Source organism: Stutzerimonas stutzeri (assembly GCF_000219605.1).
GTDB lineage: Bacteria > Pseudomonadota > Gammaproteobacteria > Pseudomonadales > Pseudomonadaceae > Stutzerimonas > Stutzerimonas stutzeri.
In genome coordinates this window covers 3,478,348-3,490,244 of record NC_015740.1, presented here as the reverse complement: position 1 = coordinate 3,490,244, position 11,897 = coordinate 3,478,348, and the positions used below count along the sequence as shown (strand labels likewise).

The following is an 11,897-nucleotide window of genomic DNA, read 5'->3' as shown; positions in this document are numbered from 1 at the left end:
GGCATGGGAAGCGTCCGGCTGGCTGGACATGTATGGCGCGCGGCCGGCTTTGGCGAGGCGGTGTCCAGCGCGGCGGACGGTTGGAGGAGGGCGCCGGCCGGAGAACCGGCGCCGGTTCAGATGCTAGCGGGTGCCCTTGCGGCTCTTCACACAGACGAAGCTCGTGGCGGCATTGACGTCGCCCTTGCCGACGTACTTCGGCCAGCCGGGGTATTCGCACAGCGGGCGGGTGCGGCCGGGCACGCCGACGCTGTCGGCAACGACCTGCCGCCGCGGCGCACGGCCCTGTTCGACCCAGTCTTCCAGTGCGCTCAGCGAATCCCAGGCGGCGTTGAACACGGTGCTGGCGGCGTGGCCGTAGCCGGGGATCTCGTAGTAGCGCAGGAAGCGCTGCGTCTTGCCCGGGCCCATGTCGCGGCGCACACGCTCGTAGTACTCGGCGGTGGCGCGGGTGCTCACCAGTTGGTCGGAGGTACCGTGGGCCATGAGGATCTTGCCGCCGTTGCGGGCGAATGCGGACAGGTCGGTCCGTTTGACGTCCTGGCGCAGCGACAGCTCGCTGATGCGCGCCTGCCACGGGCCGGGGTTCTGCGGGGCGAGGGTCAGCGAGTTGAAGGTGGGATTGCGCGTCACGAAGAAGCGCACCCATTCGTCCCAGAAGCCGGAATGGTAGGGCGCGCCCTCGGCGAAGCCGGTGCCGTGCACGGGCATCGGGTAGCTCGGCTGCAGGGTGTTGAGGCCGAGGCGGTTGACCACCAGCTGCACGCCTTCACCCGGCCGGCCGAGGTCGGTGCCCCAGGTGTTGAAGCCAGGGTAGTGGGTCTCGCCGCTGGCCAGCGGGAAGTTGAAGCGGATCGGGCTGTTGAACACCCGCAGCGCCTGGATCTGCGCATCCGACAGGCAACGCTGCGAGGTGTCGGCACCGCCCGGGCAACGCAGCGGTTTGCCGTTGAGCCTGGCGCGGGCCGGGTCGAACTGCGCATTGCACGCGGCCTGATGGCTGATCACGCCGTCGCGCACGCCGTCCAGCCCGTCACAGGCCTGCATCGCGGCTTCCAGCAGTGCGGCGCGTTTTTTCAGGCTGGGAAAGGCGCCGGGCTGGGCGAGGGCGCGGGTGATGCGGCCGAACTGCAGGTCCAGCGCCAGCGCGTTGTAGGCGGGGTAGAGGACGATGGCGCCGTGGAAGTCGGTCGGCCATTGCTGCACCACGGCCAGCGCCTCGCGGCCACCGGTGGAGCCACCGGCGAAATAGCTGCGCTCGGGCGCGGCGCCGTAGCGTTGTTCGATCAGGTAGACGGCGGTATCGCGGGTTTTCTTCAGCGCATCGTGGGCGTAGTTGGCCAGGGCTTCGTCGTTCCAGGCGAAGGAGCCGGGGCTGAGCGGATCGGCCACATGCCCGGAATCGCTGCCGAACACCGCGTAGCCACGGCCGAGCGGCGTGGGTTGATCCAGCGGGCCGGCGGGGACGTTGCCGGCGACGTTCGGCACCGTGCCGTTGTAACCGCCGCCGCCGAACATCATCGCCTTGCGGTTCCATTGTTCGGGCAGCACCAGGCGCATGCGGATTGCCGGTGCGGCGGGATCGACCGGGCGAATCTCGGCGCTGACATCGCAATAGGCGCCGAACGTCTGCGGGGCGCTGCCGCCGGCGGCCACCGGGGTCGCCGCCTGGGCGGACTGACTGGCCAGCAGCGCCAGGGCGAGGGAGGCCAGGGGCAGGGAACAGCGCGCAAGCGAGTTGCAGGATGGATGCATCATTGAGGCTTTCCTTCTTCTTGTTTTCGGGCCGTGCGCCGGGTAGGCGCATAAGCGCTCAAGCCAATGACATGCCAGCGGACGGAAGGAAGGGAGAGCAGGCGATGGCCGGTCGCCGCGCTTGCGGCGAAGGCTCTGGCGCAGGGATCGGGTCGATAACGGGGGAAGGTTGCGCGAGGCGCCTGGGGCTCAGGCGGGCGAGGCAGGGTGTCCGGCGCGCTGGACGACCGTCCGCCGCGCCGGACACTCAGGTGGCTAGTTGTAGCGGCCGTTCAGCCCCCCGACGCTGTAGCGCCCGGCGCCGAGCAGCAGGATGGCCAGCGAGCCGAACAGGAACAGGCCCTGCAGTTCGATGGCCCAGCCGCCCATCGGCCCGATGTCGAACAGCTCGGCCCGGTGCGCCAGCGCCAGTGCGACGACCATGTTGCCCAGCATCAGCAGGGCTCCGAGGCGGGTATACAGGCCAACGATCACCAGCAGCGGGCCGACCACTTCGCCCAGGAACACGCCATAGGCGAGAAAGGCCGGCAGCCCCATGCCGGCGAGCATGCCGCCGATGCCGTCGACGCCGTGCAACAGCTTGTGGATGCCATGCAGCAGCATCAGTACGCCGACCGAGAGCCTGAGAACCAGTTTGCCTGCATCGTCTGTCATCGTTGCGCGTCCCATTGCGGCGCCGGGAATCGGCGCCCTGCCTCCAATGTAGATCAGCCGCTGTGACATTGCCGCGTCGTCAACTATGGCCAAGCCGCGCGCTAGACCGCTCAGCGCTGGCTCAGGCCATGCTGCTGCAGCTTGCTGTAGAGGCTGGCGCGGGAGATGCCGAGCTCCATGGCGGCGCGCCGACGGTTGCCCTTGCAGGCGACCAGTGCGCTCTGCAGGGCGCGGCGCTCGGCCTGGGCGAGGGTCTGCGCCAGCGGTTGCAGCGGCAGTTCTTCGCTTGGTGCGGCCTCGCTCGGCGGGATGGACGCGGCAGCGGGCGCAACGTAGTTCGTCGCATCGGCGGAACGTGCCTGCTCGCCGAGCAACGGCAGCAGGTGCGCGGCCTGCAACTGCGAACCATCGGCACAGAGCTGGGCGCGCTCGAGCAGGTTGCCCAGCTCGCGCACGTTGCCGCGCCAGGGTTGCGCGCAGAGCAGGGCCAGCGCCTCGGGGCTCAGCTCCATGGGCGGCTGGCCGGAGCGGTTGGCGATGTCGTCGAGCAGGTGCTCGACCACGGCGGGGATGTCGCTGGCGCGCTCGCGCAACGGCGGCACGCGCAGGGCGAGGACATTGAGGCGGTAGTAGAGGTCGTCGCGGAACTGGCCGGCGGCGACCTTGGCTTCCAGGTCGATATGCGTCGCGGCAATCACCCGCACGTTGAGCGCCTTGACCTGGTTGGAGCCGAGCGGCTCCACCTCCTGTTCCTGCAGCACGCGCAGCAGCTTGGCCTGCAGCGGCAGGGGCAGGTCGCCGATCTCGTCGAGGAACAGCGTGCCGCCGTTGGCCACCTCGAATTTGCCGATGCGCGCCTTGCGGTCGGCGCCGGTAAAGGCGCCTGGCGCAGTGCCGAACAGCTCGGCCTCCACCAGGCTTTCCGGAATCGCCGCGACGTTGACCGCGACGAAGGGCCCGCGCGCCCGCGGCGAGAGGTTATGGATGCCCTGGGCCAGCAGCTCCTTGCCGGTGCCGGTCTCGCCACGCAGCAGCACCGTGGCATCGAGCTGCGCGGCGCGCCGGGCCTGACGCTTGATTTCGCTGGCGGCCGGGCTGTTGCCGATGAAACCGGCGATGGTGTAACGCGCCCGGCGTGCCTTGGCCAGTTCGTTCTGGGTGGCGACCAGCTGGGTCTGCAGGCTGGTGTACTTGGACATCAGCGGCTTGAGGTGGCGGGCGCGGTCGAACAGCACGAAGCCCAGCGCGCCGACCAGGGTGCCGTCCTCGTCGCGCAGCGGAATGCGGGTGACCACGAAGTGCTCGTCGCCGAAGGCCATCAGGTCGAGCATGCTCGGCTGGCCGCTTTCCACCACCTCGCGCAGGCGGCTGGCCGGCAGCACTTCCTCGATCTCCTTGCCGAGCACGCTGGACGGATCGCGAATACCGACCTTCTCGGCGTACTTGTCGTTGATCCAGACGATGCGCGCCTGACGGTTGACCGCGATGGTGCCCTCACACTGCGCGTTGAGGTGATCGAACAACAGAGGCATGGCCACGGCACGGAAACGTTCCGGGGAAACGCCGACGATCAGGCCGTGGTTGTCGAGTGCGTCGCGGGCAATGCTCATGGGCAGTCAGGGTCCGTTCTGGAGCGGCCGATTATGGTTGGCCCCGGCTGCCACGGGCAAGGCAACCGGGACATGCTCAGGGCTGGGAATACACTTCGTTCGGCAACCAGGTGGCGAGCGGTGCGAAATAGAACACCAGGGCCAGACCGAGCAGCTGGATGAGGATATAGGGCAGCACGCCGAGGTAGACATCGCGGGTAGTGATGCCCGGTGGGCAGACGCCCTTGATGTAGAACAGCGCGAAGCCCACCGGCGGCGTGAGGAACGAGGTCTGCAGGCAAAGCGCGAAGAGAATCGCGAACCACAGCGGATCGACGCCCATGGAGAACAGCACCGGCGCCACCAGCGGCAGGATGATCAGGGTGATCTCCACCCAGTCGAGGAAGAACCCCAGCAGGAAGGTGATTGCCAGCACGGTGAGCAGCACGCCGGTCTGGCCGAACGGCAGGCCGGTCAGCGCCGCGCGGATCACGTCGTCGCCACCCAGGCCGCGCAGCACGGCGGCGAATACCGTGGCTCCGATGAAGATGCCGAAGATGAACGCGGCGGTGCGGCTGGTCTGGTACAGCGCATCCTTGAGCACCGGCAGGCTCAGCCGGCGGCTACCGGCGGCCATCAGCAACGCACCGAAGGCGCCCACCGCCGAAGCCTCGGTGGTGGTGGCGATGCCGAAGAAGATCGAGCCGAGCACGGCGAAGATCAGCGCCAGCGGCGGGACCACGGCCCAGAACACGTCGAGCAGGGCACGGGCGTCGAGCTTTTGCCGGTTGACCGGGGCCGGGGCGAAGTCTTTTTTCAGCCAGGCGGTGATGACGATGTACAGCACGTACATCAGCGCCAGCATCATTCCCGGAATCAGCGCGCCCATGAACAGCTTGCCCACCGAAGCCTCCGAGGTGCCGAGGCGGTCGGCCATCAGCACCAGCATGATGCTCGGCGGAATCAGAATGCCCAGCGTACCCACCGAGCAGGCGGTGCCCACCGCCAGGCTCTTGTTGTAGTTGGCCTGCAGCATCGGCCCGATGGAGAGCATGCCGAGCAGCGCCACCGAGGCGCCGACGATGCCGGTGGAGGCGGCGAGCAGGATGCCGACCACCACCACCGTCACCGCATAGCCGCCGCGCAGCGGACCGAGCACGCGCACCAGGCTGTGCATCAGGCGTTCGGCGATGCCGGACCGGTCGAGCATGATGCCCATGAAGATGAACAGCGGCAGGGCCACCATCAGCTCATTGGCGACGATGCCGTAGATGCGCGCGTCGAGCACGCCGATGGTGCCATCCCAGGTGAACCAGAGATTGGCGTCGAAGTGTTCGACCAGCACATAGCCGAGCACGGCGAACAGCAGGCCGATGCCGGCCAGCGACCAGGCGACCGGGAAGCCGAGCAGCAGCAGGCCCATGAAGCTGGCGAACATGGCGATGACGAGGATTTCTTCCAGACCCATGATTGCGACTACTCCATCAGGGCTGCGAACGAGTGCGGTCGCGCTCGTCCGAGCGGGCCGTCAGGGCCCGCGGGAAATTGAACAGCAGGGTGCTGCAGCGCAGCGCGCGGGACAGCAGCGCCAGCGCCACCAGCACGAGGCCGATGGGCAGCACACTCTTGAAGATGAAGCGGTAGGGCAGCCCACTGGGCGCCTGGGAGCGTTCGTTGTAGAGGTAGGCCTTGTAGGCGTAGGGGATCAGCGCATCGATCATCAGCACGATCACCGGCAGCGCCAGCAGGGCGATGGCCAGCAGCTCGATCCAGGCCTGGCTGCGCAGGCTGAAGCGCTCGCGCAGCACGTCGACGCGCACATGGTCGTCGCGCACCACGGCGTAGGCGAGGGCGAGCATCAGGGCGGCGCCGAACAGGTGCCAGGACAGTTCTTCCAGCGCAATGGAACCGCGCGAGAGGGCGAAGCGGCTGAACACGTTGGCCAGCACGACCAGCAGAACCGCCAGCCAGAGCCAGGCGCTGGCCTGGCCGATGGCGACCAGCAGGCGGTCCAGCGGCCGCGAAATACGGTTGTACGGCAGCGCGTCGGGCGCTGGCGCATCGGGAGAGACGGGCTTGAAGGACACGGCGGACCTCGGAATCTCGGCACAGGGATAGAAGGCGGGCACGTCGCCGTGCCCGCGGGCTGCAGCGCAGCCGTCAGTCGTACTTGTAGAAGTCGCGCGGCAGGTAGCCCATGCCGTGCCAGATCGAGTGGTGCTTCATGAACTCGCGCTGGCTGGTCAGTACGCGCTTGAACATCTCGTCCTTGGCGGCCATCTCGTCGAGCACCTCATCGGTGACCTTCTGCAGCTCGCGCAGTACCGGCTCGGGCAGCACCTGGGCCTTCACGCCCTGCTTCTGGTAGTCACGCAGCGCGGTCGGCTGAGCCCACTCGCTTTCGGCGAAGCCCTTGAGCGTGGCCGACTCGCAGCCCATCTCGATGAGCGCACGGCTCTCCGGCTTGAGCTTGTCCCAGACATCCTTGTTCACCAGCAGGTGCGAGGTGGTCAGCGTCTGGTGCCAGCCGGGCATGATGTAGTTCTTGATGATCTGGTCCAGGCCCAGCATCTTGTCCACCGCCGGCTGCGAGAACTCGGTGGCGTCGATGGTCTTGCGCTCCAGCGCCTGGTAGATCTCGCCGCCCGGCACCATGGTCACCGAGGCGCCGAGCTTTTCCAGCACCTTGCCGCCGATGCCGGCGAAGCGGATACGCAGGCCATCGAAGTCCTCCAGCTTCTCGATGGGCTTGGCGAACCAGCCGGCGCCTTCCGGGCCGATGATGCTGCACAGCATCGGATGGATGTTGCGCTGGGCGTAGATTTCCTCGAGCAGCTTCTTGCCGTCACCCTGGTAGTACCAGGCCAGGTGCGCCGGCGGCTCCATGTTGAACGGCGCGCCGGAGTACAGCGGCAGGGCCGGAATGGTGCCCTGGTCGTAGCCGATCCAGGTGTAGCCGGCCGGGTACTTGCCGCTGCTCACCGCATCCATGATCTCGAACGGCGGCACCAGTTCGCCCGGCTCGTAGTAGCGCAGCTGGATGTCGCCGCCCGAGACGGCCTTGAGCGATTCGGAAAGGTGCTTGACCGGCGTGGTCAGGCCGATCAGGTGGGAGGGGAAGGCCAGCGGCACCTGCCAGCGGATCTTCTCCGCGGCACTGGCGACGCCGCTGAGCAGGCTGGCGCCGAGCAGGGTGGTGGCACCGATGGCGCAGGCGATACGGGAAAGCTTGTTCTTGGTCGACATGCAGATTTCCTTCTTGTTGTTGTTCTGTGCCCGAGGGCGGACGCGTAACCGCCCGTGGGTCGAGGGCGTTAACAGGCCAGAACAAGAACAGAGGCCGAGCCGATGCTGCCGATCCGGCGCCAGTCTTGTTCTTTGGTTTGTTCTGGCGTCGCGGGGTGGATTGCAGGTTCTGTGCCTATCGCCCCGCGAACGAGGAAAGGCGCGCGTTGCAGCGCTATTGGAGTGATTGCAGGGCGATAGCGGTGTCCGCTGCGGCAGACACTGGCCGGGTGGATATGCGGCAGTGTCCGAAATTCTGGAACATGTCCATTTCTTTGGACGGCGCGATAACGAACTGGCGGACAAACGAATCCGGCGTGCGCAGGGCGCAACGCCGGATGAGAGGCAGGCGAGAAGGGCGTCGGATCAGCTGGCGGCTTGCTTGGCCAGTGTGCTTTCCAGAGCGGTGCGGCAGCGCTCCTCGGCGGTGTCCAGCTCCAGCTGCATCTGCTGGATGTCGAGCAGCTGCTGCTCCAGCTGCTGACGCCGCTCGGCGATCATCTGCAGCATGATGTTGAGCTGCTTCTGGTTGCCGGCCTTGGGATCGTAGAGCTCGATCAGGGTCTTGCATTCGGCTAGCGAGAAGCCGATGCGCTTGCCGCGCAGGATCAGCTTCAGCGCGACGCGATCCTTGGGCGAATAGATGCGCTCCTGGCCGCGGCGGGTTGGCGTGAGCATGCCCTGTTCTTCATAGAAACGGATGGCGCGGGTGGTGATGTCCAGCTCGTTGGCCAGGTCGGAAATGCTGTAGGTCTGTTTAGCCATGATTCCTTCCGATCATCCTCTGTCACGCCCGGTGATCCGGGCGCGTATGTCTGCCCCGCGCCGTGTGATTCGCTCAGGGGCGTTCGACTGCCAAGGCTACTCCCTGACCACCACCGATGCACAGTGTCGCCAGCCCCTTGCGCGCGTCGCGGCGCTGCATCTCGTGCAGCAGGGTCACCAGGATGCGGCAGCCCGAGGCGCCGATCGGGTGGCCGAGGGCGATGGCGCCGCCGTTCACGTTGACCTTATCGGCATCCCAGCCCAATTCCTTACCCACCGACAGCGCCTGCACGGCGAAGGCTTCGTTGGCTTCGATCAGGTCCAGCTCGGCCAGCGTCCAGCGGGCCTTTTCCAGGCAGCGGCGGGTGGCGGTGACCGGGCCGATGCCCATGATCGCCGGGTCGACGCCGGCGTTGGCGTAGCCGGCGATCTTGGCCAGCACCGGCAGGCCCAGGGCCTCGGCCTTGCTGGCGCTCATCAGCACCACTGCGGCAGCGCCGTCGTTGAGGGTCGAGGCGTTGCCGGCGGTGACGCAGCCGTCCTTCTTGAAGGCTGCACGCAGGCCGCCGAGGGATTCGGCCGTGGTGCCGGCGCGGGGCTGCTCGTCACGGGCGAAGACGACCGGGTCGCCCTTGCGCTGGGGAATCATGACCGGGGTGATCTCGGCATCGAAGCGGCCGCTTTCGATGGCCGCCGCGGCACGCTGCTGCGACTGTGCGGCGAAGGCGTCCTGCTGGGCGCGGTCGATGCCGTACTTGTCGGCCAGGTTCTCCGCGGTGATGCCCATGTGGTAGTCGTTGAAGGCGTCCCACAGGCCGTCGGTGATCATGGTATCGACGATCTGCGCGTGGCCCATGCGCAGGCCGGTGCGTGCGCCGGGCAGAACGTAGGGCGCCAGGCTCATGTTCTCCATGCCGCCGGCGATGACCACTTCGGCATCGCCGCAGCGGATCGCCTGCACGGCCAGATGCACGGCCTTGAGGCCCGAGCCGCAGACCTTGTTCAGCGTCATGGACGGTACGGCGTGGGGCAGGCCGGCCTTGATCGAGGCCTGGCGCGCGGTGTTCTGCCCGGCGCCGGCGGTGAGCACATGGCCGAGGATGACTTCATCGACCTGGGCCGGGTCGATACCGGTCTTTTCCAGCAGGGCGCGGATCACGGTGGCGCCCAGTTCGACTGCCGGCACATTGGCCAGCGAGCCCTGGAAACTGCCGATGGCGGTGCGGGTTGCAGCTACGATGACGACGTCTTGCATGACGGACTCCGAATAAAAAAGCGCTACGCCGGGGCGTAACGCGAGGACCAGGCACACGGCCTGGCTCCGGGAAAGGGTGCCCTCGAACGACAGGGGGCAAGCCGTTGGTCAGCGCACTGGCAGACCGGTCGATGCCGCAGTATACGGGCGCCTGGGTGACTGGCCAGTGCTGGCGCGCCGCCGGCTCGGGGCGTTCGGGGCAGGCGGGAAGACGCAGCGGGCAAGGGATGCTCCGGCGTGCTTCCCGCACCCAGGCTTCAGCGCTGGATCGGGCAGCCGGTGGCCGCTTGCAGCTCCTCGAAGCTGACGCCTTCGGCCAGCTCCACCAGCTTCAGGCCCTGCTCGGTGACGTCCAGCACGCCGAGGTCGGTGATGATCCGGTCGACCACGCCGAGGCCGGTGAGCGGCAGGTCGCAGGCCGGCAGGATCTTGTGCGCGCCGCCCTTGGCGGTGTGCTCCATCAGCACCACGACGCGCTTGACGCCGGCTACCAGGTCCATCGCGCCGCCCATGCCCTTGACCATCTTGCCGGGGATCATCCAGTTGGCCAGGTCGCCCTTTTCCGACACCTGCATGGCGCCGAGGATGGCCAGGTTAATGTGGCCGCCGCGGATCATGGCAAAGCTCTGCGCGTTGTCGAAGAAGCTCGAGCCGGGCAGGGCGGTGACGGTCTGCTTGCCGGCGTTGATCAGGTCGGGGTCGATCTCTTCCTCGCTCGGGAAGGGACCGATGCCGAGCAGGCCGTTCTCGCTCTGCAGCCAGACGTCCATGCCTTCCGGGATGTAGTTGGCGACCAGGGTAGGCAGGCCGATACCGAGGTTGACGTAGAAGCCGTCCTGCAGCTCCTGGGCGGCGCGTTGCGCCATCTGTTCACGTGTCCAGGCCATGGTCTCAGCTCCTCACCGTGCGTTTTTCGATGCGTTTTTCCGGGTTCGGGTTGTGCACGATGCGATGCACGTAGATACCCGGCAGGTGAATCTGGTCCGGGTCCAGCTCGCCGGTCTCGACGATCTCCTCCACCTCGACGACGCAGACCTCGCCGGCCATCGCTGCCAGCGGGTTGAAATTGCGCGCGGTCTTGCGAAACAGCAGGTTGCCGGCCTTGTCGGCCTTCCATGCCTTGACCAGGGCCAGGTCCGCGGTCAGCGATTCTTCCATCACGTACCACTCGCCGTTGAACTGGCGGGTTTCCTTGCCTTCGGCCACCAGCGTGCCGTAGCCGGTCCTGGTGTAGAACGCCGGGATGCCCGCGCCGCCGGCACGCAGCTTCTCCGCCAGGGTGCCCTGCGGGGTGAACTCCAGGGCCAGCTCGCCGGCCAGGTACTGGCGCTCGAACTCCTTGTTCTCACCCACGTAGGAGGAAATCATCTTGCTGATCTGTCGCGTCTCCAGCAGCAGGCCGAGGCCGAAACCGTCGACACCGGCGTTGTTGCTGATGGCAGTCAGGTCCTTCTTGCCGCTGTCGCGCAGCGCGCCGATCAGCTGCTCGGGGATGCCGCACAGGCCGAAGCCGCCGACGGCAATGGTCATGCCGTCCTGAACCAACCCTTCCAGGGCGTGGGCGGCGTTGGGGTAAATCTTGTTCATGAATTACCTCTACTTGTTGTTCTGTCCGTGCCGGGCGCTACCTGAATGGGCGCCCGACGAATAGGGTTTAGCAAGAACGGTGCCGCTAACCGGCCAGTCTGGCGCGGGCGACCCGCGAACCGTTGGCGCGCCCCAGCAGCTGGCTGATGCGCTGGCCGGCGGCGATCAGTGCGTCGAGGTCGATGCCGGTGGCTATGTCCAGCCCGTTGAACATGTACAGCACGTCTTCGCTGGCGACATTGCCGCTGGCGCCTTTGGCGTAAGGGCAACCGCCGAGGCCGGCGACCGAGCTGTCGAACACCGCGATGCCTTCCAAGAGGCTTGCATAGATATTCGCCAGCGCCTGGCCGTAGGTGTCGTGGAAATGCCCGGCCAACCGTTCGCGCGGCACTTCGCGGGCCACGGTATCGAACAGGGTGCGGGTCTTGCCCGGTGTGCCGGTGCCGATGGTGTCGCCCAGGGAAACCTCGTAGCAGCCCATGGCATACAGCTCGCGGGCCACTTCGGCGACCTTGGCTGGCGATACCTCACCCTCATAAGGGCAGCCGAGCACGCAGGAAACGTAGCCACGCACGCGAATGTCGTGTTCGCGGGCAGCCTCCATCAAAGGCGCGAAGCGTGCCAGGCTCTCGGCGATGGAGCAGTTGATGTTCTTCTGCGAGAAAGCTTCGGAGGCCGCACCGAACACCGCGACTTCCTTCACGCCGGCCTCGGCGGCCGCCTCCAGGCCCTTCATGTTCGGCGTCAGCGCCGCGTAAGTGACCCCGGCCTTGCGCTGGATCTGCGCGAAGACTTCGGCGGAGCCCGCCATCTGCGGCACCCACTTGGGCGAGACGAAGCTGCCGACTTCGATATTGGACAGCCCGGCGGCGCTCAGGTCGTCGACCAGACGCACCTTGTCCGCCACGCTGATCGGCTGCTGCTCGTTCTGCAGACCGTCACGCGGGCCGACTTCCACCAGCCGGACCTGTTTGGGCTGGCTCATATGTCCTCCAGGGGCGAGCGCG

The 11,897-nt window shown here is 67.1% G+C and carries 11 protein-coding genes; all 11 read right to left on the bottom strand.

Going from position 1 to position 11,897, the window contains the following annotated elements:
- Window positions 1-123 precede the first annotated feature (123 nt).
- The 11 genes from PSTAB_RS16195 to PSTAB_RS16145 all read right to left on the bottom strand — a co-directional run bounded on the left by PSTAB_RS16195 (window position 124) and on the right by PSTAB_RS16145 (window position 11,875).
- Window positions 124-1,758, bottom strand: coding sequence for a tannase/feruloyl esterase family alpha/beta hydrolase (locus tag PSTAB_RS16195; protein WP_013983795.1), 1,635 nt, complete (start codon window positions 1,756-1,758; stop codon window positions 124-126).
- A 252-nt stretch (window positions 1,759-2,010) separates the two neighbouring features.
- Window positions 2,011-2,409: a DoxX family protein gene (locus PSTAB_RS16190; protein WP_011914299.1), complete on the bottom strand. Its 399-nt coding sequence runs from the start codon at window positions 2,407-2,409 to the stop codon at window positions 2,011-2,013.
- A gap of 110 nt (window positions 2,410-2,519) precedes the next feature.
- Complete coding sequence (locus PSTAB_RS16185) at window positions 2,520-4,019, bottom strand: sigma-54 interaction domain-containing protein (RefSeq protein WP_013983794.1); 1,500 nt, start codon at window positions 4,017-4,019, stop codon at window positions 2,520-2,522.
- 76 nt (window positions 4,020-4,095) lie between these two features.
- Window positions 4,096-5,466 (bottom strand): TRAP transporter large permease, encoded by a 1,371-nt coding sequence (locus PSTAB_RS16180; protein WP_013983793.1) that lies wholly within the window; start codon window positions 5,464-5,466, stop codon window positions 4,096-4,098.
- 16 nt (window positions 5,467-5,482) lie between these two features.
- Window positions 5,483-6,085 carry a TRAP transporter small permease subunit gene (locus PSTAB_RS16175; RefSeq protein WP_013983792.1) on the bottom strand — a complete coding sequence of 201 codons (603 nt, stop codon included), beginning with the start codon at window positions 6,083-6,085 and terminating at the stop codon, window positions 5,483-5,485.
- A 73-nt stretch (window positions 6,086-6,158) separates the two neighbouring features.
- On the bottom strand, window positions 6,159-7,244 hold the full coding sequence (locus tag PSTAB_RS16170; protein ID WP_011914295.1) for a TRAP transporter substrate-binding protein: 1,086 nt from the start codon (window positions 7,242-7,244) through the stop codon (window positions 6,159-6,161).
- A 405-nt stretch (window positions 7,245-7,649) separates the two neighbouring features.
- Window positions 7,650-8,048, bottom strand: a complete 399-nt coding sequence (locus PSTAB_RS16165; RefSeq protein ID WP_011914294.1) for a MerR family transcriptional regulator — start codon at window positions 8,046-8,048, stop codon at window positions 7,650-7,652.
- Between the two features lie 73 nt (window positions 8,049-8,121).
- Window positions 8,122-9,303, bottom strand: coding sequence for an acetyl-CoA C-acetyltransferase (locus PSTAB_RS16160; RefSeq protein ID WP_013983791.1), 1,182 nt, complete (start codon window positions 9,301-9,303; stop codon window positions 8,122-8,124).
- Between the two features lie 257 nt (window positions 9,304-9,560).
- Window positions 9,561-10,190, bottom strand: coding sequence for a CoA transferase subunit B (locus tag PSTAB_RS16155; RefSeq protein WP_013983790.1), 630 nt, complete (start codon window positions 10,188-10,190; stop codon window positions 9,561-9,563).
- A 4-nt stretch (window positions 10,191-10,194) separates the two neighbouring features.
- Window positions 10,195-10,890: a CoA transferase subunit A gene (locus PSTAB_RS16150; RefSeq protein WP_011914291.1), complete on the bottom strand. Its 696-nt coding sequence runs from the start codon at window positions 10,888-10,890 to the stop codon at window positions 10,195-10,197.
- An 85-nt stretch (window positions 10,891-10,975) separates the two neighbouring features.
- The gene (locus PSTAB_RS16145) at window positions 10,976-11,875 is read right to left on the bottom strand and encodes a hydroxymethylglutaryl-CoA lyase (protein WP_013983789.1); all 900 of its coding nucleotides are present in this window, start codon (window positions 11,873-11,875) and stop codon (window positions 10,976-10,978) included.
- Between the last annotated feature and the right edge of the window lie 22 nt (window positions 11,876-11,897).